This is a genomic window from Pseudoalteromonas sp. SG45-3, assembly GCF_014164075.1.
GTDB classification, from domain to species: Bacteria; Pseudomonadota; Gammaproteobacteria; order Enterobacterales; family Alteromonadaceae; genus Pseudoalteromonas; species Pseudoalteromonas distincta.
The window spans coordinates 67,157-92,301 of sequence record NZ_JACJEN010000007.1 but is presented as its reverse complement, the minus strand read 5'-3'; the positions used below and the strand labels follow the sequence as shown (position 1 = coordinate 92,301).

The 25,145-nt window shown below is 40.0% G+C and carries 20 protein-coding genes; all 20 read left to right on the top strand.

Features of this window, described 5'->3' with window-relative positions; genetic code table 11:
- Nucleotide 1: 1 nt before the first annotated feature.
- The 20 genes from H5126_RS10385 (at nt 2) to tldD (ending at nt 25,044) form a co-directional block, all read left to right on the top strand.
- Complete coding sequence (locus H5126_RS10385) at nt 2-904, top strand: ExeA family protein (RefSeq protein ID WP_024598054.1); 903 nt, start codon at nt 2-4, stop codon at nt 902-904.
- Nucleotides 901-2,043 (top strand): tetratricopeptide repeat protein, encoded by a 1,143-nt coding sequence (locus H5126_RS10380; RefSeq protein ID WP_182720215.1) that lies wholly within the window; start codon nt 901-903, stop codon nt 2,041-2,043. Before H5126_RS10385 ends, H5126_RS10380 begins: the two co-directional genes overlap by 4 nt.
- Nucleotides 2,040-3,767: a GspE/PulE family protein gene (locus H5126_RS10375; RefSeq protein ID WP_024594536.1), complete on the top strand. Its 1,728-nt coding sequence runs from the start codon at nt 2,040-2,042 to the stop codon at nt 3,765-3,767. Before H5126_RS10380 ends, H5126_RS10375 begins: the two co-directional genes overlap by 4 nt.
- Entirely contained in the window at nt 3,754-4,974 is a 1,221-nt protein-coding gene (locus H5126_RS10370) for a type II secretion system F family protein (protein WP_024594535.1), read from the top strand. Before H5126_RS10375 ends, H5126_RS10370 begins: the two co-directional genes overlap by 14 nt.
- Nucleotides 4,975-4,978: 4 nt before the next feature.
- Complete coding sequence (locus H5126_RS10365; RefSeq protein WP_182720214.1) at nt 4,979-5,563, top strand: prepilin-type N-terminal cleavage/methylation domain-containing protein; 585 nt, start codon at nt 4,979-4,981, stop codon at nt 5,561-5,563.
- 22 nt (nt 5,564-5,585) lie between these two features.
- Nucleotides 5,586-6,128 (top strand): prepilin-type N-terminal cleavage/methylation domain-containing protein, encoded by a 543-nt coding sequence (locus H5126_RS10360; protein ID WP_182720213.1) that lies wholly within the window; start codon nt 5,586-5,588, stop codon nt 6,126-6,128.
- Nucleotides 6,129-6,136: 8 nt separating this feature from the next.
- On the top strand, nt 6,137-6,628 hold the full coding sequence (locus tag H5126_RS10355; protein WP_182694811.1) for a type II secretion system protein: 492 nt from the start codon (nt 6,137-6,139) through the stop codon (nt 6,626-6,628).
- Nucleotides 6,615-7,154 carry a prepilin-type N-terminal cleavage/methylation domain-containing protein gene (locus H5126_RS10350; RefSeq protein ID WP_182720212.1) on the top strand — a complete coding sequence of 180 codons (540 nt, stop codon included), beginning with the start codon at nt 6,615-6,617 and terminating at the stop codon, nt 7,152-7,154. The genes H5126_RS10355 and H5126_RS10350 overlap by 14 nt, the downstream gene beginning before the upstream one ends.
- Nucleotides 7,154-7,993, top strand: coding sequence for a type II secretion system protein J (locus tag H5126_RS10345; protein ID WP_121953561.1), 840 nt, complete (start codon nt 7,154-7,156; stop codon nt 7,991-7,993). Before H5126_RS10350 ends, H5126_RS10345 begins: the two co-directional genes overlap by 1 nt.
- On the top strand, nt 7,983-8,474 hold the full coding sequence (locus tag H5126_RS10340; RefSeq protein ID WP_182720211.1) for an agglutinin biogenesis protein MshP: 492 nt from the start codon (nt 7,983-7,985) through the stop codon (nt 8,472-8,474). Before H5126_RS10345 ends, H5126_RS10340 begins: the two co-directional genes overlap by 11 nt.
- Entirely contained in the window at nt 8,471-12,211 is a 3,741-nt protein-coding gene (locus H5126_RS10335) for an H-type lectin domain-containing protein (protein WP_182720210.1), read from the top strand. Before H5126_RS10340 ends, H5126_RS10335 begins: the two co-directional genes overlap by 4 nt.
- Nucleotides 12,212-12,332: 121 nt before the next feature.
- A complete protein-coding gene (locus H5126_RS10330; RefSeq protein ID WP_182720209.1) occupies nt 12,333-14,381 on the top strand; it encodes a formylglycine-generating enzyme family protein in 2,049 nt (682 codons plus the stop codon).
- A 133-nt stretch (nt 14,382-14,514) separates the two neighbouring features.
- Nucleotides 14,515-15,558 (top strand): rod shape-determining protein, encoded by a 1,044-nt coding sequence (locus H5126_RS10325; RefSeq protein ID WP_002958401.1) that lies wholly within the window; start codon nt 14,515-14,517, stop codon nt 15,556-15,558.
- Complete coding sequence (mreC, locus tag H5126_RS10320) at nt 15,558-16,400, top strand: rod shape-determining protein MreC (RefSeq protein WP_173400216.1); 843 nt, start codon at nt 15,558-15,560, stop codon at nt 16,398-16,400. The genes H5126_RS10325 and mreC overlap by 1 nt, the downstream gene beginning before the upstream one ends.
- Nucleotides 16,393-16,872 carry a rod shape-determining protein MreD gene (gene mreD, locus H5126_RS10315; protein ID WP_002958403.1) on the top strand — a complete coding sequence of 160 codons (480 nt, stop codon included), beginning with the start codon at nt 16,393-16,395 and terminating at the stop codon, nt 16,870-16,872. The genes mreC and mreD overlap by 8 nt, the downstream gene beginning before the upstream one ends.
- Nucleotides 16,872-17,441, top strand: a complete 570-nt coding sequence (locus H5126_RS10310) for a nucleoside triphosphate pyrophosphatase (RefSeq protein ID WP_182720208.1) — start codon at nt 16,872-16,874, stop codon at nt 17,439-17,441. Before mreD ends, H5126_RS10310 begins: the two co-directional genes overlap by 1 nt.
- A 1-nt stretch (nt 17,442) precedes the next feature.
- Nucleotides 17,443-18,915 (top strand): ribonuclease G, encoded by a 1,473-nt coding sequence (gene rng / locus H5126_RS10305; RefSeq protein WP_002958405.1) that lies wholly within the window; start codon nt 17,443-17,445, stop codon nt 18,913-18,915.
- Nucleotides 18,915-22,772 carry a YhdP family protein gene (locus H5126_RS10300; RefSeq protein WP_182720207.1) on the top strand — a complete coding sequence of 1,286 codons (3,858 nt, stop codon included), beginning with the start codon at nt 18,915-18,917 and terminating at the stop codon, nt 22,770-22,772. Before rng ends, H5126_RS10300 begins: the two co-directional genes overlap by 1 nt.
- Entirely contained in the window at nt 22,769-23,608 is an 840-nt protein-coding gene (locus tag H5126_RS10295) for a carbon-nitrogen hydrolase family protein (protein WP_182720206.1), read from the top strand. Before H5126_RS10300 ends, H5126_RS10295 begins: the two co-directional genes overlap by 4 nt.
- Entirely contained in the window at nt 23,605-25,044 is a 1,440-nt protein-coding gene (tldD, locus tag H5126_RS10290) for a metalloprotease TldD (RefSeq protein WP_182720205.1), read from the top strand. The genes H5126_RS10295 and tldD overlap by 4 nt, the downstream gene beginning before the upstream one ends.
- Nucleotides 25,045-25,145: the final 101 nt, after the last annotated feature.

Below are 25,145 nucleotides of genomic sequence, written 5' to 3'. Positions count from 1 at the left end.
TATGTATTTAAGCTTTTTTAATTTAAGTGAAATGCCTTTCACGTTAACCCCTAACACAGAGTTTTTTTGTGCACTTGAACCGCACCATGAAGCGATGCAAGTGTTAACAACAGCTATTGAAATGGGTGAAGGGTTTATTAAAGTCACTGGTGAAGTTGGGACTGGTAAAACGCTACTTTGTAGAAAGCTATTAAACCAACTTGAGCCAGATTACATTGTGGCTTATTTACCTAACTCTTATTTAAGCCCAGAAGAGCTTAGATGGGCGATTGCCATTGAGCTGGGTATGGATGTAGATAAAGCATTAGATCAGCAAGCACTAGGGCAGCTTATAAATCATCACTTACTCGACTTACAAGAAGATAATGAGCGTGTAGTGCTCTTGATAGATGAGGCGCAATGCTTGAGTTGGGAGACTCTAGAGGCGCTGAGATTATTTACAAACTTAGAAACAGAAAGTGAAAAACTAATTCAAGTTGTGTTATTTGGGCAACCTGAACTTGATGAAAAGCTGGCAAACAACAAAGTAAGGCAATTACGCCAACGTATCAGTTTTTCGTATAAATTACGGGCGATGACTGGCGCTGAGGTTGTTTATTATATTAATCACCGCTTACAAGTTGCAGGGTTTAATAGGCCTCCTTTATTTAATAATAGTATGGGGCTCAAAATTGCTAGAGCTAGCCGTGGAATTCCTAGGTTAGTTAATATTTTATGCCACAAAGCACTATTACAAGCTTACGGTGAAGGGTTAAATATAATAACAAATCGCCATATTCAACTTGCCATAAAAGATACCGAAGACTGCGCAAAGTATCGAACCGGACAATATTGGAGCTACAGTGCTTTAATGTTTAGTGTTTTAGCTATTGCTGCCATATGGGTATGGAGGCAGTTGTTATGAGCGTTATAAATAATATGCTTAAAAATATTGAGCAACGAGAAGCTAAACAAGTAAGTATTCAAGAAGGTATAAGTTTAAAGCCGATATATGATGTAAAAAATATTGCATTTAAAGCCGTAATTTTACTTATTATGCTAAGTGTCATTTTTTTAGCATACCTATATTTACCGACCGCCGACAAAAAAGAGACTCAACGTGAGTCTGTGTTACCACAGCAAAAAATGGTTGCGGTTATAACCTCTAATTTATCTGACTCCCAAGATGAAAAAAGCAATGTAGAACCTTTAGTTGAGCAAGATGTTGTGAAAACGGTTGTGCAAGTTGAGCAAATAAAACCAGAAGTGAATGATTTAGCTGAATCCAAGTTGAGTGAAGCAACATTACTGGTTTCTCAACCAACGGCTGAGCCAGTTGTAATTGCCGAGGTTAAACAAGGCCCTGCACTAGCTAAAGATAATGTACTGGTAACTAGCGAAGCTATTGTCAGCAAACCAAAAATTACTCCAATGATTAAAACTAAGTCTCAAAATACTATGACTAAAAGCGTGGCAGAAGCTAAGTCGCCACAGGCTTTATTGATTGAGCAATTAGCCGCAGCTAAACAAGCAATACAGTTTGGCTTATACAATGAAGCCATTAGTGATTTAAATATTATTTTAGCGCAATTGCCTTTGCACGTTGAAGCTCGAAATTTACTCGCTGCAACTTACTTTAAACAACAAGATATAAATTCTGCGCAACAGGTTTTGCAAGCAGGTATTCGCCAAAACCCTAACGTACTTGAATGGCGTGTAATGCTAAGCAAAATACTCATTATGCAACAACAGTATGAAGGAGTATTGCTGCTTTTAAGTGATGAATTTGAGGCTCAAGCGAATCTTGATTTTTGGGTGCTACAAGGTACTGCTGCGCAAAGTGCGAGTAAGCACCATAAAGCACTTGAAAGCTTTAAACATCTTACACAACTACAGCCTAGTCAAGCTAAGTGGTGGCTGGCACTTGCAACCTCAAAAGATGCATTAGGAGAGTACCTCGATGCTAAACAGCTTTACAAAGTGGCTCTAGATTTAGGTGGATTAAATACAGCTATGACGCAGCATGCATTACAGCGTTTAGTTGCGCTAAAGGAGGCCGTATGAGACCTAGTTTAAAAATGCGCTTAGGGGACTTACTTGTTCATGAGCACATGATCACCGAAGCGCAACTAAGCGAAGCGCTAAACGTTCAAGCTGCGACGGGTCGTAAATTAGGTTCGACGCTTATTACACTTGAGTTTATTAGTGAACCACAACTATTACGTTTTTTAGCGCAGCAATTACAAGTACCTTTTTTAGATATATCACAGCGAAAAATATCAGCTGATGTATCTAAGCTTTTATCTGAGGTTTATGCACGTCGCTACAGAGCATTAGTAATTGAAGACAATGGTGACTCTGTTTTAGTCGGGATGAGCGATCCTGCTGATCTAAGGGGGCTTGATCAACTTGCAACTATGCTTGCTCCTAAACGAATAGATTTAGCTGTTGTACAAGAAAGTCAAATAATGGCTGCGTTTGACAACGTATATCGTCGTACAGATGAAATTACTAACTTTGCAGCACAACTCCATGAAGAATATCAAGACGTAGAAGAGTTTGATTTAAACTCTTTAGGTGATGAAACATCTGATGCAACCGTTGTAAAGCTACTGCAATCAATATTTGAAGATGCTGTGCAAGTTCGCGCATCTGATATTCACATTGAGCCTGATGAAGGTTTGCTTCGCATTCGTCAACGTGTAGATGGCATATTACAAGAGCACACTCTTAACCAAGTAAAAATAGCATCGGCACTCGTGCTACGTTTAAAGCTTATGTCGGGATTAGATATATCTGAAAAACGCCTCCCTCAGGATGGTCGCTTTAATATAAAAGTGCGCAGCCATAGTATTGATGTGCGCCTATCTACTATGCCCGTTCAGCATGGCGAATCAGTTGTAATGCGTTTGCTTGATCAATCAGCCGGATTATTATCGTTAGATGAGACAGGCATGCCAGTACACATATTAAAACGTGTACGCAGCATTATAAAACGTCCGCATGGCATGGTTTTAGTTACTGGGCCAACAGGCTCGGGTAAAACAACCACACTATACGGTGCATTAAGTGAGTTAAACCAACAAGAAAGTAAAATTATTACAGTAGAGGATCCCGTTGAGTATCGTATTGGCCGTATTAACCAGGTACAAATAAATAATAAAATAGGGCTGAGCTTTGCAAGTATTTTACGGACCGCTCTAAGGCAAGATCCTGACATTATAATGGTTGGTGAAATGCGTGACCAAGAAACCGTAGATATTGGATTAAGGGCCGCTTTAACAGGCCACCTCGTACTATCAACGTTACATACCAATGATGCAATTACCAGTGCTATGCGTTTAATCGACATGGGGGCACCGGCTTACTTAGTGGCAAGTTCACTGCGCGCGATTATTGCTCAGCGATTAGTAAGACGAGTATGTAATGACTGCAGAGTACCGTACTTGCCAGATCGCCAAGAATTAAGTTGGTTAAAATATTTAGGCGAAGAGATTACAGATGCTCAATTTTCTAAAGGGCAAGGTTGCACCGCATGTAATCACAGTGGCTATAAAGGGCGTGTAGGTATTTTTGAGTTACTCGAAATGGATGATGCAATGATGGATGCATTACGGGTTAACGACACACAAGGTTTTGCAAAGGCAGCTAAAAATAGTGCTAACTTTTCACCACTTTCAACAATGGCACTAAATTACGCTAAGCAAGGTGTTACCTCTTTAGATGAAGTATTTAAAGTGGCTGAATATATCCCAGAAATAGTAGGGGATATTGATGCAACTATATAGCTACAAAGCGAAAGACAGCAAAGGTATGTTGGTTAAAGGCCAATTAGAAGCGAGTAACCAAGCTGGCGTAGCTGATAGTTTAATGAAGCGTCAATTTATACCAATATCAATCTCTTTAGTTGAAACAAAAAATAACATCAAAATTTTTGATAATTTATTTGTCGAAAAAATAACGCTAGACGACATGATTATGTTTTCTAGGCAAATGTATTCGCTATTAAAAGCAGGTATACCAATTATACGAGCAATGGTTGGGTTGGCAGAAACAACACAAAATAAAAAATTTAAAAATGTACTAATAGAAGTTACCAAGCAGCTCGAACAAGGCCGCGACTTATCCAGTGCAATGGCGATACATAACGAGGTATTTAGCCGTTTAACAGTATCCATGGTAATGGTTGGTGAAGGCTCTGGACGATTAGAAGATGCGTTTTATCAACTCGCTATTTATTTTGAGAAAGAACAAGAAACCCGAAAGCGTATAAAAGCAGCTATGCGCTACCCTACTTTTGTTATTTTGGCTCTAGTAGCGGCTATGATTATTTTGAATATTTTTGTTATTCCTACCTTTGCCAGTATGTTCGAAAAATTTGATGCCGAATTGCCATTAATGACTCAAATATTAATTGGCACTAGCAGCTTTTTTGTTAACTACTGGTGGTTATTATTGGTGATGGTTATTGGTTCTGTTTTTGCTTGGAGGCGTTATTTAAATACAGAGCCTGGACGCTTTAAGTGGGATCAATATAAATTAAAAATTCCATTTATTGGGGATATTTTAAAACGGACATTGCTTGCGCGCTACAGTCAAAGTTTAGCTATGGTATTGCGCTCCGGTGTGCCTATGACCACTGGTTTATCACTAACAGCGCATGCCGTAGATAACAGCTATATGGAAAAAGCGATTATTACTATGCGCCAAGATATAGAAAAGGGCGATAGTTTACTCAGAGCCTCAAAAAGTTCTCAGCTGTTTTCTCAGCTTGTATTACAGATGGTGGCGGTAGGTGAAGAGACAGGTCGGGTTGATGAGCTCTTACAAGAGGCTGCTGATTATTATGAGCGTGAAGTTGATTACGACTTACGGAGCTTAACTGCAAAAATAGAACCTATTTTAACTGTGTTTGTTGCCATTATGGTGCTGATTTTAGCGTTGGGTATTTTTATGCCGATGTGGAACATGATGTCCGCGATTAAAGGTAATTAACCAAGTGATTGCATCAAAGGCTTACTCAAAAGGTTTCTCATTATTTGAGTTAGTTATTGTTGTGATTTTACTGGCAGTAATTTTGAGCTTTGCTATACCTCAATATATAGGTATTAAAAATCAAGCGCATAATGCAAGCGTTGACGTTATAGCAGGTAGTTTCTCATCGGCCGTTGGCATGGTTAGGGGTCAATGGGAATTAGAAGGTAGGCCAAACAGCAGGTCAAACAAAACATTTGTTAATTATGGAGGTGTAATAGTTGGTGTTGATGGAATGTTAGGTACACCAACAAGTGATGAAACAGAAAAAAAAGATACTCGTGCAGAAGCTATAAATGCTAATAAATGTCGCCAAGTTTTAAATGTAATTTTACAAGACGCACCCAGTAGTACGTTAAGTAATGAAATATCAAGAATAAAAAGTGTAAGTTTTTTAGTTAGGTACAATGCAGAAAGTACGCAATGCGACTACTATTTAACTCATACCATTGATATTAAAAGTATACCTACTAATACGAGTGAAATATCAGGTTTAACAGGTTTTTCATACTTTGCTAAAACAGGCAAAGTAAAAATATTTAAAAATTAAGTAATTAAAAAGAGGCTTACTTATGAAAACGCAATCGTTAAAAAGTTTACCAATAAATAAACAAGCAGGTTTTACACTTGTTGAATTGATCATCGTAATTGTTATTTTAGGCATTTTAGCAGTTACCGCAGCACCTCGCTTTTTAAACTTGCAAGGTGATGCAAATGCTTCAACACTTGAAGGCTTACAAGGGTCGATTCGCAGTGGTATGAATATTGTGAATGGCAAATCTATTATTGCTAGTGATCACAAAAAGGATGAGGCTACAGTTACAGTAGATACTGGTGTAGCAGTACCTACTGTTTATGGTTATCCAGCAGCAACAGAAGAAGCCTTTGAAGCATTTTTAGATGTCAACTTTGCAGATGGAACACCAAATGCAATTGATTCAGCTGATTTCAATTTATTTGTAAACGATACAACAGTAACTATTTTTCCTAATAGTTACACTGTGGATGCAACTACTGTTGATGATTGTCGAATTGAATACACGCAAGCTACTGCGACGACAGGCCCTGTAGTTGTAACTCCTCCAGTGATTACACTTGTTACTACGGGTTGTTAATTACATAAATGATAAGCAGTAGTAAGCAACGATTGCGTGGCTTCACACTCATTGAGTTAATTATTACTCTAGTGATATTGGGAATACTGTCGGTAACGGCAGTTCCTAAATTTCTGGGCAGCTCAACAGAAGACGCCTATTCGTATAGAGATCGTACTTTAAATGCACTGAGAACAGTGCAGCTACGTGCAATGCAAAATACAGCCATTTCAAGTTGTCATACCCTTTATATTACCTCCACACTTATTGCTCCCCCCGCACCTGATACATGTAACGGTGGCGTTGATACCAACAACACCGATCATTTAGTGGTGCAAATAGACACACAAAGAAGTGATATAACATTTAGTGCTTTAGATAGTAACGCGAATATATTCACCCAAATTAGTTTTGATGCTTTAGGCAAATCAAATCAAACCTGCACTACGCAATGTCGAATCGATGTTGGATTAGCTGGCGTATGCATAAGTGGTGAAGGGCTTATATATGCGTGCCCTTAAAGTAAAAGGTTTTACTCTAATAGAGCTTATTATTGGCATCGTCATGTTTGCGATTGCATTGAGCATTATTACCGCGCTCATTGCCCCGCAAGCAAAAAAAAGTGCAGAGCCAATTATTGCTTTAAGGGCCTCTGAATTTGGTCAATCACTAATGAACGAGATTCAAAGTAAATCATTTGATGAACACAGTGATAGAAGCGCACCTTTTAGGCGGTGTGGCGAAATATCTATAGGTGCTGAGGCTTGTACCGCACCTGCTGACTTCGGAGTAGATAACTCAGAAACCAGAACCAGTTATAACGATGTAGATGACTATATTGCACTGTCTAACCAGCCTATTACTAATAGCTTAGGTGAGGTGTTAAGGGAGTACAGCGACTTTAATTTAGTTGTTACTGTTGAGTACGATAGCGACTTTAACGAATCGACCACCAACGATGGCACAACCTTTAAGCGTATTACTATTGAAGTAACATCACCCTTAGGCGAAGTTTACGGATTTAGTGCATATAAAGGGAATTACTAATGCAAAGAGCTAAATACCAAAATGCATTTACCCTTATAGAACTATTACTTGTCATGGTTATTATTGGTATTTTAGCCGTAAGTGCATTTTCATTTATTGGTGCTGGAGTCAGTATTTACTCACAAGGGGTTGAGCGCCAAGAAGCAGTAGCTCAGGCCCGCTTTTTAATAACGCGACTTAGTAAAGAGCTTCGCCACGCTACGCCAAATTCGTTAAGGCTTTCTTGCGATAACAGCACTAGCGGAGCGTGCAGTGCTCAGCAGTGCTTAGAATTTACGCCGTTTTTATCGGCGACTCACTATACAAATTACCTACCTACCGTAGCGCCTTTTAATGTTAGCGCTGTTGATTTTGAACTTAATAATTTAACGCAGCCGCAAGCTGGAGATTGGGCAACTATTTACCCATTAAGCAGTGCTGATATATATGATGAAAATAATAGTAAGCGCTTGCAAGTATCAGCATTTAATAGTTCAGCGAGCGAAATTGATGAGTGGCAATTTAGTAAAGCATTTGCCCAAGAGTCGCCGAGTAAACGCCTTTATTTACTCTCTCAACCTGTAAGTTTTTGCGTTGAAGGGCAGTATTTATATAGATATACCAATTACGGTTTTATTGTTAATCAATTAGATGCCGTGAGCTTACAAATAAGCAGTGGTGTTAAACGTGATTTATTAGGTATTTACATTGCCAATAATTTAGCGAGCGATTTATTTTTTACTCTTGATGCGCTCTCCCTACAAAGAAACGCTGTGCTTAATGTGAATGCGCAAATGCAATTTAACGATACTGAAGTAATGAATTTTAACCATGAGGTGCATATTCCTAATGTACCTTAAAAAAAATCATCACGGAAAAGCCTTACCCAGTAAACAAAAAGGGAACTTAATAATTGTTTCTTTGGTTATTATTGTTGCTTTATTAGCACTAGGATTAGCATTAGTTAAAGTGCTTTCTGGTGCATCTCAACAAAATACCATTGAGTATTACGGCGCTCGCGCTTTTATGGCGGCGCAAAGTGGATTAGAAAGTGGCTTAACACAACTCTTTCCAATAAATAGCTCAGTGCAAAGCTGTGCATCAGTTACAACTAATTTAACCTTTCAAACTGCATATTTAGCTAACTGTAACGTGCTGGTGAGTTGCGATGAATATATAGACCTACCCGACAGCAGCACAAAAAACGGGCTTGTTAATATTTATTACTTACAAAGTAGTGCAACGTGCGCCGCAATTGATTGCCCTGCAGGAAATGATTGCAGAAAGGATTATTGGGAAACACAAAGAACACTCAGTGTGGAGGCTAAAACTTTACCATGATAAAAAGTGCATTAGTCATTATATTTTTTAGCTGCGTGTTACTTTGTAATCACGCAAATGCAGTGCCTCCAAAAATCGAGGGCCGTTATATAGAGCTGCAAGATACATACACATCGCCTGTTTGGACAAAAGTAAATTTTCAACAGCAATATATAACGCCTCCTGCTGTATTTATGCTCTCAACAAACCAAGGTGGAAACCCTGCAATAATAAGAATACGTAATATAACCACAACTAGCTTTGAGGCCTTACCGCTTGAACCTTCAGGAGAGGATGGTGGACATATTAGTATGGGGGCGCACTATTTAGCTGTTGAGTATGGTGTGCATCAATTTCCAGACGGCACAATTATGGAAGTGGGCAGTACAGACTTATTACTCGAATTACAGTATGGCTCTAAGTCTGGCTTTGCTCCACTGACACCTAAAGGCTATAAGTCTTTAACATTTGCTGAACCGTTTACTCAAAGGCCAAACTTTTTCCATTCGTTACAAACACTCAATAGCATAGACAGCAATCCACCTTCTGAGGCATTAATTCCGTTTTTAACAGTTGCAGTAGAAAGTAATTCTCTATCTGCCAGCGGCGTTAATATTGCTTTAGAGGCATCTGAAACAGCACTTGGGCTCATAAAAAACGAAACTGTTGCTTACATGGCAGTGGAGCCAGGAAGTAACCGCACATTTACTGACGATAATGGCGTTGAGGTATCGTGGGAAACTTTTTTCACAGGCTTTGAAATTGACGGTTGGAGCGATGGCTGTAATTACTTTAGTTTTACTAATAACTTTAGTGTGGCTCCTTTGGTGGTTGCAAGTAAAAACTCACGCCAAGAAGATGATGGCGGGTGGCTACGCAGCTGTAACCTAAGGACTGACAGGCTAGGACTTGTTGTTGACGAAGATCGTGATGGCGATAACGAGCGCCGTCACGTAAACGAGGAAGCATCAATACTCGCCATGACCAGTACCTTTGTGTTTAACGGTGATATTTTAGATTGTGATACCTTGTTCCCTGGCGCTATTTCTACTTATAACAATGGTGAGGTGCAGTTAGTTCAGGGGGTAGAAATAACAGATGGCAATGCGCAGTTTGTCACCACCACAAATTTAATTTCTACAGCGCTGACGAGCCCTCCTTTGTGTAATGGTCAGGCGTGTGTTGCTGGTGGCTATAACTCTTTAGAACCGAATCAAGCGGCGCAGGTGCCAACGGTTACAAATGATGGTAGCTCAACAGGGCCCGTACCTACTTCTTTAGCTGGCGACTATTATTACGATGAGTTGCAGTTAAGTATGCTGGAAACACAATACAGAGTAACAGCGCCTACACGTATTTTTTTAAAAGACACAACCTCACTTCTATCAACTTCATTTTTGAATATAGGTAAAACAAATATAGTAGTAGAAACTGGCGCGTACTTGGCTATTTATGTCGATGGTGCGGTTGCTATTGCAGCCGATGCAAATATTGCGGGCTATATTGTTGCCACTGGTGAGGTAAGAATCGCACAAAATGTAACGTATCAGGGGTCAATTACATCGGCTACTCAAATTATTACCGAAGGGAGCTCAACGTTTGACGCTCTACCAGTACCCGAAAGTATCCCTGGTTTTTGTGGCATTTATACACCAGAAACACTGGATCATTATCGTTTAACAATAAGCGATAACAATGCTCTAACGTGTGAAGCTAAAGAGATGACACTCACAGCCTGCGCTAATGATGCCTGCGATTTATTATTTGCGGAACCCTCTAGTTTAAACCTTTCTCCAGATAATAGTGGTCAGCAAAGTTGGGTTACGGGGGAGAATATTAATTTTACAGGATCAGCGGTTGTCGAATTTGCTAAACGCACCACAGGCAGTGTTACATTTGGATATAACACTGCTGATCCTTCTGCACCTCTTCGTTGTTATATCGGTGGTAATAATGTTGGTTTGAGTGGCTGTAAAGTTACGTTTTCTGATGCTGGATTTATTTTTAATAATGATACAGATGGAAATACTACAATTCCTACTCAGTTATCAGCAAAGCCTTCAAATACTGGATTTAATGCAAAAGCGCTATCTATTCAGGCGGTAAAAACAAATACCACTACGGGCGTATGCGAAGCTGCATTTCCCGCTGGTGGTGATGTAAGCTTAGATTTATCGTATACATGCAGTGCTGGTGCAAGTTGCTCTGATACGGTTTCACTTAGTAACAACAATAATACCTTTGCGGTCGAGCAAGCAGCTAAATCGTTCACGCTAAACTTTGATAGTGAGTCTAAAGCTCCGATTGTTATAAATTATCCCGATGCAGGAAAGTTGAGTTTAAATGTAAATACCAATTTAATTTTAGACCCAGTCACTAATTTATCAGTAAATTTAACGGGGAGTTCAAATGAGTATGTTGTAAAGCCATTTGGATTAGCGATGGAAGTTGCAAGTGATGGCTATGCAGCAGATGCCAATGGGAGTTTATTTAGATTAACTGGCGAAGCATTTGATTTAAAGATGAATGCGGTGCAATGGCAAACAGGGCAAGACACTAACAACGATGGTTACCCAGATAACTACAGCAATATAACAAATAACACCATTGCCAAGCACTTTATTACAGAGCAACCACTTGTAGAGGCATTACTTAAAGCGCCTACGCCAGGCGTTCAAGGTACGCTTGAAGCGATGAGCACTGTTGCCTTTAGTGACACAGGCAGTTTGAGTGAATCTATATCGCAGTATAATTACGACCAAGTTGGCATCATTGATTTAACAGCAGGTCTGCAAGATGCAGATTACTTTGGCGAGGGAGATGTAAAAGGTGAATTATATAATATTGGTCGTTTTGCACCTTCGCAGTTTCAGGTAGTGGGGGTTCAAGCTGCCGCACAATGCACGCAATACGGCAGTAATTTAACTTACCTTGATCAACCTTTTGAACTTGGCTTTACAGTACAAGCGCTAAATCAAAATGGTGAGCTAATGGCTAATTATAAAGAGGGCTTTGATAAGTCCAGTGTAGCCATTAATGCCGAAAATAATGAAGTAGCTAACTATGTACCCGCAAATAATTTTGCTAGCCGATTAGTAAACCTAGGAAATAATAACTGGGGAGATATAAGTGACGGCCAGTGGCAAATGAGCCAACTTAACACGACACTCGAAAGATTAGGTGTAGGGCAAGCAGATGGACCGTTTGCTATGGTGAGTTTAATGGCAACGCTTTCTAACATAGAAGGAGCAACGCTCATTGATGCAAATGATAAACCTAATACACAAGCAGCATGCTCGGGTGGCTGTAATAGCGTAAGACTAAATACATTACCAATAGAGTTTAAATTTGGACGCTTAGTCCTTGGTAATAACGCAGGCTCCGATCTCGACCCTTTACTTATTCCTATGCAGGCTCAGTATTACAACGGCAATGGATTTGTAAATAACGCAGAAGATAACTGTAGTGTATTTGATCATACCCAAATCACTCAAATATCACCTAACAGCCCGCAGTTAGCCTATGAATATGGAACGGGTGTATCTGGCCAGTTAGAGGCGGGAGTGTATCCGGCAAACAATGGTATTTATGCACAGCCAAATGGTTTGGGTGAATTTACCTTAGAATATAATACTTATGATTGGTTAAAGTGGGATTGGCAGGGGGATGAAACACAGCTTGATCCTCGTACTATTTTACAATTTGGACGCTTTCGAGGAAATGATCGGGTTATTTACTGGCGTGAAACACGCGAATAGTTGTAAACTAAGATAATAATTGAACAAAGCTTGTGTTTTGTGCTGCAAGTACATAGCATAAGGCTTTAATTATAAAAAATAATAACGACCAAATAATTGCCGCTTTTTGGGACTGGAATATATGCGAATTACTCCTTTATCTCTGTTAATTTCAGCTAGTTTGTTAGCTAGTAGTGCATTTGCACAAGACACAGCTACAGTAACTGGAATTGAGTCAGAGATTAGTGTTAAACAGACAGAATACGATAACTCGACAAGAATACTTGAAAAACATCTTAAAGAAGAAAGTCAGTTACAAAATCAACTAGAGCTACTTCGTTCTCGTTCTACAGAGCTAGATAAAGAAAAAAACCAAGCGCTCGATGCGATGAACGAAATGTACCGTCGTTTAATTGACGATCCCACTATTAATATTAGTGCGGCTCAATCACGCTATCAAAAAGCGGTGATTGATCATAAGCAAAACAAAGATGATATTTCTATGCAGTTGGCGGCAATTGCATCCCACCGTAAAGATATAGAGCAAATTCGTGTTGCTAAGCATACGCTTTTAAATACTTTAGAAAGTTTAAAAGAGCAGTTAACTACAGCCAGAGTAGAGCGTTTACGTAACGAGTTTACACGTGAAGGCACGCTTGAAGTTAACCATACGATTAACTGTAAGCGAACAGAAACGCTAGCGGCGTGTGAGCAACGCGGTCAGCAAATGGGGCTACAAAAAGCAACTAAACGCTTTGTAGATCAAATATTTGCAAACTTAACAGAAGAGCGCATTGTTGAGCCAAAACGTAATTTGGCGGGCGCTCAAGTACAAATATTAAGTAGCCATGTAGTTAACAGTGCATTTAGCGGCCAAGGTAACTACAACGTTAACTTAAGCGTAACCATGCGCGGCGAAGTAAACAGTAGCCGTTTATGTAGCTTATTAAGCATTGATAACCGTTATTGTTCTGAGTACGGCACGCCACTTACTGCTGCTTATCAACCCGCGTATAACAATACATTTACTGATAGTCAGTTAACATTCAGTAATAGCGCGGATAATAGTAACACGGTGTCGGTTTCTCGTTTAGAAAAGCAGCCAGTACGTGATTATTCAGTTAAACCTGCATCGGCGAAAAAAGATTACCCTTCTATCCTTAATAAGAAGAAGGATCAATCAATAGAGCTGACATTACGATCAAACGTATACGACGATGAAGTGTTTATCGATGGTGTAAGCTTTGGCTCAACACGCTTGATCACACGTTTACCGCCGGGTATTCACAACATTGAAATACGTAAACTTGGCTATAAGCCTTATCAAGTTCGTGTTGATTTGAATAAAGCACAAACAATTAATGCAAATTTGGTAAAAAAGCCTAAGTCGATTGCTGCACCGACCTATACTCGAGAGCAACCAGAAGTAACAACACGCCAGGTTAGTGAAAACGTTAATGTATTAAATGCAAACGTTGAAACGCCGGTTGTCGTTATTCCTGCAGGCAAATTTAAAATGGGCGATATCAACGGCAATGGTTTAGCTAATGAACGTCCAGTAATTGAAAAAGTAATAGCAAATTCTTTCGCTATGCAAAGTAAAGAAGTAACCGTAGGTGCCTACGAAAAATTTGTAGCAAATACAGGTTATAAAACTCAAGCGGAAAAAAATAAAGGGTGTGCGTATTATTTAAATGGCGAACCAGTATGGGAAGCAAATTTAAATTGGCGTAATCCTGGTTTTGAGCAAGGCAGTGACTTTCCTGCTGTATGTTTAACTTATAACGATGCAAAAGCTTACGCTGAGTGGTTATCGGGTCAAACAGGGCAGCAATTTCGTTTACCTAACGAAGTTGAGTGGGAATACGCAGCACGTGCAGGAACCGAAACAGAATACCCTTGGGGTAACGAAATTGGTAAAAACCTAGCTAACTGTGGTTGGTGTGGTAGTGAATGGTCAAATAGACGTGCATCACCAGTAGGTTCTTTTTCTCCAAATGCATTTGGATTATACGATACCGTAGGCAATGTATGGGAATGGACCGATCAAGAATCAGGTGAGTCTGATGTAGCAGTAAGAGGCGGAGCGTGGAATTTTGCACCAAGCCTTGCTCGTGCATCTACGCGTTTAATTTTAGCGCCTGATTTTAGATCTAACTACATTGGTTTTCGCTTAGTTCGCGAACGATAAACTCAATTAAGGAAGCTTTGCTTCCTTTTTTCACAAATTCACAAAGGCGCTGCGCTTTATATTGCTCATATAGTTGAGCATGTTAAAGTGAGGCAGCTAATATAAGAACGTATTTCAAAGGTCATCCAGCCTCATGTTTAAAAAACTCCGTGGTATTTTTTCTAACGATCTATCGATCGACTTGGGTACAGCCAATACCCTAATTTATGTAAAAGAAGAAGGTATTGTATTAAACGAACCTTCTGTTGTTGCTATTCGCCAAGAACGCGCTGGTGGACCTAAAAGTGTTGCATCTGTAGGTACAGAAGCAAAACAAATGCTAGGCCGTACACCGGGAAATATTAAAGCAATCCGTCCAATGAAAGACGGTGTAATTGCTGATTTTTATGTAACTGAAAAAATGTTACAACACTTCATTAAGCAAGTGCATAACAATAACTTTATGCGCCCAAGTCCGCGTGTACTAATTTGTGTACCGTGTGGTGCTACTCAAGTAGAAAAACGTGCAATACGTGAATCTGCAATGGGTGCTGGTGCTCGTGAAGTTTACCTAATTGAAGAACCAATGGCAGCAGCTATTGGGGCCGGTTTACCAGTATCAGAAGCAACAGGTTCTATGGTTGTTGATATTGGTGGTGGTACAACTGAAGTGGCTATTATTTCACTTAACGGTGTTGTTTACTCATCATCTGTTCGTATTGGTGGTGATAAGTTTGACGAAGCTATTATTAATTATGTACGCCGTAACTTTGGTAGCTTAATTGGTGAAGCGACAGCTGAAAATATTAAGCATCAAATTGGCTCTGCGTTCAAAACTGATGAGCCAATCGAAATTGAAGTGCGCGGTCGTAACCTTGCCGAAGGTGTTCCGCGTTCATTCACGCTTAACTCACACGAAATCCTAGAAGCTCTACAAGAGCCGTTAATGGGTATTGTGAGTGCAGTAATGGTTGCACTTGAGCAATCACCACCTGAGCTGGCATCAGATATCTCTGCGCACGGCATGGTACTTACTGGCGGTGGTGCATTGTTAAAAGATTTAGACCGTTTATTAATGGAAGAAACGGGTATTCCGGTTGTTGTAGCTGATGATCCACTTACGTGTGTTGCGCGTGGTGGTGGTAAAGCATTAGAAATGATCGATGTTCATGGTGGTGACGTTTTTAGTTACGACTAATGAAATTAATGTTTGGACGCACAGTCTCTTTGCAACTGCGACTTTTTGTCGCAGTGCTTTTGAGTATCGTACTCATAGTTGGAGACAGATATACGCAAGGTGGTACCGTTGTTCGTACCAGCCTTAATACTCTAGTTAGCCCACTAATCTATGTTGCTAATTTACCCTACGAATTATTTAGCTTAAGTGCTAAAAGCCTGCATACGCGGGATCAACTTCTTACTGAAAACGAAGCGCTGAAAAAAAAGCAAATGCTACAAAGCGAGCAACTTCAGCAGTATCAATTTCTAGCCAGAGAAAATCAAAAACTGCGCGCCTTATTAGGCTCATCTGCAAAGCAATCAAATCGTAAAATTATTGCTCAGGTACTTTCTGTACATTCAAACCCGTATAGTCATCAGGTTGTTATTAACCGTGGTACAACTGACGGGCTTAGTGAAGGCCAAGCTGTAATTGATGAAATGGGTGTAGTAGGGCAGCTTACAAAGGTTGGTTCAACAACTTCACGCGTGCTACTAATGACCGACACCACACATGCCACACCTGTGCGTATACTTCGTAACGATGTACGAACGGTTGTTGAAGGCATAGGTAAAATTAACGTCGTTAAGCTCTCTCACGTTCCACACAGTTTAGATGTGCGAATTGGCGATGTACTTGTTACATCGGGTTTAGGGGGCACATTCCCTGAAGGATACCCGGTGGCAGTAGTAACTGAAATAAATCGTGATGAAGGGCGACCGTTTGCACAAGTTTTTGCAGAACCTATTGCGCAACTAGATCGCATTCGCTTGCTGGTTATTTTATGGCGTAATCAACAGGAGCAAATCAGCGATGATTAACCGTTATTCATTGTTAATTGCGCTAAGCATCTTTTTTGCGTTAATAATGGCACTAATGCCACTTCCATTTTCGTTTGAGCCATTTAGACCTGACTGGGTTTTACTTGTACTTATGTATTGGTCGCTAGCAGTACCGCATCGTTTAAATATTGGTACTGCTTGGGTCGTTGGTTTATTAATAGATTTAGCGTCTGGCTCACCGCTGGGCGTGAACTCGCTTACATTCTCGGTATGTATTTTTGTAACCGCGAGCAACTTTCAAAAAATTCGTAACTTTTCGCTTTGGCAACAAAGCCTACTAATTGGTTTATTTTTAACGTTGTATCACTTAATGCAGTTTTGGCTAAATCACTTTTTGTTAGGGGTTTATTTTAATCCACAGTACTTATGGCCAGTAGCAACCGGAATGGTTAGCTGGTTTTGGGTCTTTTTACTACTTCGTAAATATCGCAGACATTTTAGGATCAGGTAATGACTACCGCAGTATATTTGGCATCAGCCTCTCCCCGTCGTAAAGAGTTATTAAGCCAATTAGGTGTCGAATTTACACAATTTAGTGTTGATGCAGATGAAAGCCCACTTCCAAACGAGCAACCTAGAGCACTTGTTGAGCGTTTAGCGCGCTTGAAAGCCCAAAGCGGTGTAGAGCTTGGATATACCGATCGCCCTGTACTTGGTAGTGATACCGTGGTTGTTATAGACAACGAGTCATTGGGTAAACCTCGCGATAAAAACGATTTTACACACACGTTAAAACGCCTATCGGGTAACACGCATCAAGTTCTTACCGCAGTTGCATTTGCGACGAAAAATGATGTGCTTAGCTGTGTTGTAAGCACAGATGTTACTTTTAAAACCTTAACAGATGAAGAAATTAATGCTTATTGGGAGTCAGGTGAGCCACAAGATAAAGCCGGTGGCTACGGTATCCAAGGTTTAGGCGGCCGCTTTGTAACTCACATTGTGGGTAGCTATTTTTCTGTTGTAGGCTTACCTTTATATGAAACCGAACAATTACTAAAAACATTCTTAAGAAGGTAACATGAGTACAGAATTACTGATCAATGTCACACCGAGCGAAAGTCGTGTTGCCCTAATAGAAAACGGTGTACTGCAAGAAATACAGCTAGAGCGAATCGGTAATCTAGGTATTGTAGGCAATATTTACTTAGGAAAAATAAGCCGTGTACTTCCGGGTATGCAGGCTGCTTTTGTTGATATCGGCCTTGAAAAAGCAGCATTTTTGCATGCATCCGATATTGTAAATAGTGCCTCTATTGTTGAAGGCGTAGACGACGTACCAATAAAAAAAGTACAAGATATTAGAGAGTTAGTTCGTCAAGGCCAATACATTATGGTGCAAGTGGTAAAAGATCCGCTAGGCACTAAAGGCGCAAGACTCACCACTGATATAACTATCCCTTCTCGCTATTTAGTGTTTATGCCTGATGCGACCCATGTAGGGGTTAGTCAGCGTATAGAAACTGAAGAAGAGCGCTCACGTCTTAAAAAAATAGTCGCAGAATATGGCGATGAAAATGGCAGCTTTATCGTACGTACAGCAGCTGAAGGTGCTAGCGAAGCTGAATTACGACACGATGCCGGCTTTTTAAGAAAATTATGGGAAAAAATAACATCACGTCGTAGAAAAACGAGTAAAGCCAGTATCCTACACGAAGATTTAACGCTTGCCTTTAGAACCCTGCGTGACTATGTAGGCGAAGATATGGAGCGCATTCGCGTTGACTCTAAACTCAGCTATGAAGAACTAAAGTTATTTACTGAAGAGTTTGTTCCACAGCTTTCTCAAGTGCTTGAATACTACCCAGGCGAGCGACCTATATTTGATTTGTTTGATGTTGAAAACGAAATTCAAAAAGCACTACATCGTAAAGTTACGCTAAAATCGGGTGGTTATATAATTATTGACCAAACAGAAGCAATGACGACTGTTGATGTTAATACTGGTGCATTTGTAGGACATCGTAATTTAGAAGAAACCATTTTTAATACCAACGTAGAAGCAACCTCTGCAATTGCCCGCCAGCTCAGGCTGCGTAACTTAGGCGGTATTATCATTATCGACTTTATCGATATGGTAAGTGAGGATCATAAAAGGCGGGTGCTTCATTCACTTGAATCAGCCCTTGCAAAAGATCGCACTAAAACGAATATTAATGGGCTTTCAGCGCTTGGCCTTGTTGAAATGACGCGTAAACGTACACGCGAAAGCTTAGAACATATTTTATGTGATGTATGCCCTGCATGCTCCGGTCGTGGTTCACAAAAAACAGTTGAAACGGTTTGCTACGAAATACTACGTGAAATAGTGCGTGTTAACCGAGCATACGCAGCAGACAAGTTTATGGTGTATGCAGCGCCGGCTGTAAGTGAGGCCCTACTAAACGATGAGTATCATAACCTTGCTGAGCTTGAACTATTTATTGGTAAGCAAGTCAATATTCAAACCGAGAGCTTATACAGCCAAGAACAGTTTGATGTGGTAATGATGTAATGAAAGCAAAAGCGGTCTGTTTTTTTTGTTTTAGAAAGTTATGGCAGACCTGCGCCATAATTTTGGTATTACTGGCCGTTATTGTTTCAATTTTAAAATATACCCTCCCGTATGCAAACGAATACAAAGGTGACATAGAAAGCTATTTACACGAAAAGTTTGAAATAAGCTTATCTATTGGCGAAATATCAGCTAGTTGGCAGGGCAGTGGTCCTGCATTAGTGCTAGAAAATTTATCGTTTAAAGATAACGAAACCGCGCCAATATCACTCACCATTGCTAAAACCAGCTTAGAGCTAAACCTATGGGAAAGCTTAAAAGCACTGCAACTTAGATCTAATTATTTTGTTATTAATGGTTTTCATACCAGTGTAAATATCACCAACTTATTTAAAACCGGTGATAACGACGAAGTTTCTTTTGAGCAAAAAGAGCTAATTGAAGAACTGTTTTTGGGTAAAACGGGTCATTTTGCAATAGAAAATTCCAGTATTAACTTTATTTTAGAAGATGGTAAAGAACGTAAATTACTTCTTCAAAACATTGTTTGGCAAAATGAAGATGAGCAGCACCTTGGCAGTGGAAGCTTAGCACTACCGGGAATTTCGGTCGGAGACTTTGACGCGCGCATAGCACTTACCGGGGATACTCTAGAGCAGGTTGCGGGCGACATTTATGTACAGGCTAATAAGGTCGATGTATCTAACTGGTTAGCGCAATATATAAATACGCAAAAGCAGCAACTGCATAGCGATATTAATTTACAAGCATGGCTAAAACTAGATAAAGGTTTTGTAAGCGATGTGAAAATGCAGTGGTTACCAAGCTTTGTACGCTGGCAGCGAGAAGAGCAAAGCCACCAAGTTAGTTTGAGTGAAGGTGGATTCCATCTATATCCAGAACAAAATAGCTGGCACTTAAAAAGCACCGGTTTAACATTTAATAGTAACGATAAAGCATGGCCAAGTTTAGAGTTTGAAGCCCAACTAGGGCTGCAAAATAAAGTGTGGCTCCATCAAGTTGATTTTGAATTACTGAGTAACCTCGCAGGGCTAAGTAATTTTAATGCACTTGAACCATTTTTAGAGCGCCAACCTAGCGGGCAAATAGATCAAGCTTATTTAAATTTTTCTAATGCACAGCAATGGCAATTATGGTTTGAGGCTGACAATATTGGTTGGCAAGAATTAAGGTCGGTACCTGCAGCACAAGCACTTAGAGTAAGTGGTTTACTTAATCAAAGTAGTGGTCGAATAAATTTATTTGGTGAAAACGGCACATTAGTTACAGGCGAAAGCTTTAGTAACGACATAAATTATAATCAGCTAAATGTAGAGCTAGATTTAGCTAAGCGAGATGATGGCTGGCATATAAGTAGTGACAATATCTGGTTTGATAATGATGAAGTTACTCTTGCTGCAGAATTACAAATTAGCCTAATAGATGATCCTCGATTAGATCTTTACGCAGAAGCGTTCGCTCCAGATGCCAATATTGCAGATCATTACTTCCCATTAAAAGCGATGAGCCCTGAACTTGTTAGCTATTTAAATGGTGCAATTAAAGGCGGAGAAGTATCTAAAGCACAGGTCTTATTTGCAGGGCCTTTGTCTGGTTTTCCATTTACTGATGGTAGTGGTCAGTTTGATGTATTAGCACAAATAGACAATGCAACCTATGAGTTTGACTCTGATTGGCCAGCGGTCACTAATGCTAATGTACAGCTACATTTTGCTAATGAGCGGATGGACATATATAGCCAGCAAGGCAAGTTGGTTAATTTAGATATTGGTAATAGTGTACAGGTGAGCATTGCAGATTTAATGAATGCTGATGAACTTATTGTGCAAATTGATAAAAAAGCAGAGATGGAAAAGTTACATGACTTTTTTGTAGCGACACCTATTGCCAAACCTCTTGCTGAAATTTTTAAAGTTGTACAGGGCAAAGGCGAAGCCGATGCCAGTATTGAGCTTTTAGTAGGCTCTAAGTTTAAAGGCGGAGCCAGTGTTAGCGGCAAAGTTAATTTAAATGACTTACCAGTATTTATAGCAACGCCAGGCATTGAGCTTAAAAACTTAACTGGCGAGCTTAATTTTAAAAACGACAATATTACACTTAAAAATGCGACTGCGAAGTGGTTGGGTATGCCACTAAATATTAATTACAGCAGTAAAAGTGATGCTAAAAACTACCAAGCAAACATAGATATAAGCGCCAAAATTGACGCCGATACACTAATTGATAGTGGGCAAGGTATATTAAAAAATTATTTAAGCGGGCAAAGCGATGTTGATATTGGTTTAGTACTTAATTTTACCGAACAAGGCTTTAATTATCGTGCACAGGTAAACTCAGAACTACTTGGCTTAACGAGTAACTTACCCGCACCTTATAATAAAAATAGCGAACAAATGTGGGCGCTTGATGCAGTAGTTCAAGGTGATGATATTTCTAATCTCATTACAGCAAACGCTAATCAACAGTTTTACTTTAATGCTATTTTAGAAAATGGAAAATCACAGTTTAGTAATGCCCATTTTGTGCTCGGAAAACAAGATTTAGGATTAAACCAAAAAGACTTAAGCGTAAATATAAATCTTGAGCAGAGTGAATTAGTGCCTTGGTTTGATCTGATTGATCAAATAATTAAAGCAGGTAAAGCAAATCCAGATAAAGAATCAAAAGGGATTATGCCACCGCTTAATGAGGTGGTCGCAAATATAGGTATGCTTGATGCGAGTAACATCATCTTTAATGATTTTGAAATGCGTTTAGCACCATCAAAAGACGATTTATACCTAAAGCTAAATGCTAAAGAACTTAGAGCTGGGGTTTTTATTCCTACATCACAGCCTAGCCAGCCTATACGAATTAATGCCGATTACTTAAGGCTTAATTTTGCACAGCCTAGCGAGCAATTAATTGAAATAACAGATGTACTTCCTGAGGAAGACTTGAGCTGGCTTACTAAAATACCTGCCATTGAGTTTGAATGTAGTGACTGCAAAATTGATCGCTATCAGCTTGATAAAGTGAGTGCGTCATTATTAGGTGATGGCGAGCGCTTATCGATATCAGAACTTGTAATCGATAAAGGAGATCATGTACTGCGCACTAAAGGGCAGTGGCAAAATGGTTTAACAACGCTAAGTGGTGAGCTTAAAAGTGATGATATAGGCGCATTGTTTGGCGAGTTTGATATTACCTCTGCAATTAAGGACTCTAAAGCTGATCTAAATTATGATCTTACTTGGCAAGCAGCACCTTATGATTTTGATGTGAAAACTTTAAGTGGTGAGGTTACTTGGGATTTAGGGGAAGGTCACTTAACTGAAATAAGTGATGGTGGTGCACGCGTATTTTCGCTGTTGAGCCTTGATTCACTCGTACGCAAACTGAAACTTGATTTTAGAGATGTATTTTCAAAGGGCTTTTTTTATAACAGCATGCAAGGCTCTATGCAGTTAGAAAACGGTATCGCTTATACTAAAGATACTAAAATGGACGGCGTACCCGCCGATTTAACCATTAAAGGTTATGCAAATTTAAACACGCTAGATATAGATTACGACCTTGCTGTAGCGCCACAAGTAACCTCAAGCATTCCGGTTATAGTTGCGTGGATGGTTAATCCAGTAACAGGGCTTGCTGCTTTAGCACTTGATAAAGTTATTCATTCTGCGCGCGTCATCTCAGAGATCAATTTTAAAGTAACGGGTAAAATGAACGATCCTATTGTTCAAGAACTCGACAGAAAAAGTCGTGAAGTTACACTACCCCAAGCTGCGCAAAATCAGCCACAAGCATCAGTCGATTTAAAACTTAAAGATGCACAAGTAACAGTAACGCAATGAACAAAACAGCAAGCATAAGCACACCCGCAATAGTTGCCCTACAAATGTGTTCAGGGCTAAGCCCTGATGAGAACATAATAAGCTTAAAGCGCGCACTTAAAACTCTGCCAGCAACAAGGCCATTACTTGTTTGCTTGCCTGAGGCTTTTTTAGTGTTTAGTAAAACTGGTAACGATACGTTACGTGTTGCTAAGCAAGTTGAGCAATACAAATTACAACTTAGTGAATTGTGCCAACACCATAATATTTGGTTAAATGCAGGCACAATGCCTGAGCCATTTAACGAACATAAGTATTACGCAGCATCGCACTTATATAATAATCAAGGCGAGCTGATTGCAACGTATAACAAAATACATTTATTTGATGTAACCGTTGATGATAAAACAGGTAGCTATCGAGAGTCAGATTTTACCCAAGCTGGAAGCGATGTAGTGGTTGTTGATTCTCCCTTTGGTAAAATTGGCTTAACAGTATGTTATGATCTGCGCTTTAGTGGCTTATTTAACGAACTAGTACGCCAAGGCGCCGATATTATTTTAGTACCCAGTGCATTTACAGTCCCTACAGGGCAAGCGCATTGGCAACCGCTATTAGCAGCTCGCGCAATAGAAACACAATGTTATGTAGTTGCAGCTGCTCAGTACGGTACACATGAAAATGGCCGACAAACATATGGCCACAGTATTATTATTTCGCCTTGGGGCAATACCCTGAGTGAATTGCCAACAGGCACCGGTTTTATAAGCTGCAACGCAGATTTAGACCAGTTACAAAAAATTAGACGAGATATGCCCGTGCAGTCTCATCAACGATTTAGAGAGCATTTATTATGAATTCGGTTGAACAGCATTTACTACAAGACAGCCAGCTAAATAGAGAAGAGCTCGAAAAAACGCTCGCTTACATACATCAGCATAAAGTGGATTACGCCGATTTATATTTTCAATCAAGCCACCACGAATCATGGGTGCTTGAAGACGGCTTAGTTAAAGAAGGTTCTTATAACGTTGAACGTGGTGTTGGTGTACGTGCTGTAAGCGGCGAAAAAACAGGTTTTTCTTACTCTGATGCAATAAACCTTGAAGCGCTAAATAAAGCGGCAACAGCAGCGCGTAGCATTGCCGATGCTGGCGAAGATAGAGCAATTAAAGTATTTAGCGATGTTAAAGCTAAAGAGCAGTTTGCACCGCATCAACCAATTTCGAGTATGAGCGATACCGACAAGGTTAATTTATTACGCGAACTTGAAAACTACATTCGAGAACTAGCACCCGATGCAGAGCAAGTAATTAGCTCAATGTCAGCGGTATACGAAGAAGTATTAATCGCAGCAAGTGATGGTACGTTTGCCACCGATATTCGCCCGCTTATTCGCTTAAACTGCTCAGTACTGCTTGAAAAAAATGGTCGCCGTGAACGCGGTGGCGCAGGTGGTGGTGCACGTTTAGATTATGGTTACTTTAAAGAGCTTGTTGATGGTAAACCACGTTGGATGGAATTTGCTGAAGAAGCTGTACGCCAAGCTAAAGTAAACCTTGAAGCTATTGATGCACCTGCAGGCACGATGGAAGTTGTACTTGGTAATGGTTGGCCTGGCGTGCTTTTACACGAAGCAGTAGGGCATGGACTTGAAGGCGACTTTAACCGCAAAGGCGCGTCTGCGTTTAGTGGTAAAGTAGGCCAAAAAGTAGCATCTGAGCTGTGTACTGTTGTTGATGATGGCACCATGGCCGATCGCCGTGGGTCACTTAATGTTGATGATGAAGGCACACCAGCCGCTTACAACGTACTTATCGAAAACGGTATTTTAAAAGGCTATATGCAAGATAAGCTAAACGCGCGTTTAATGGGTGTAAATCCTACCGGTAACGCACGTCGTGAGTCTTATGCGCATTTACCAATGCCTCGCATGACTAACACCTACATGTTAGGTGGTGAGCACAGCCAAGCCGATATTATCAGCTCAGTTAAAAAAGGGGTATTCGCGCCTAACTTTGGCGGCGGACAAGTTGATATAACCTCAGGTAAGTTTGTATTTAGTGCATCAGAAGCGTATTTAATCGAAAATGGTAAAATTACCCAACCAATTAAAGGCGCAACGCTTATTGGTAATGGACCAGAAGTAATGCAGCAAATATCTATGGTTGGTAACGACTTAGCACTTGATAAAGGTGTTGGTGTTTGTGGTAAAGATGGTCAAAGCGTACCGGTAGGCGTAGGCCAACCAAGCCTTAAGATTGATCAGTTAACGGTCGGTGGTACAGCTTAAATATTACTCAAGCGCGAAGTGAATTCGTACCTACATGCTTGATGTTTATTGTAGGTGAGGTTTTATACCTCGCTTTTTAAATACAGACTTAGAAATAGAGC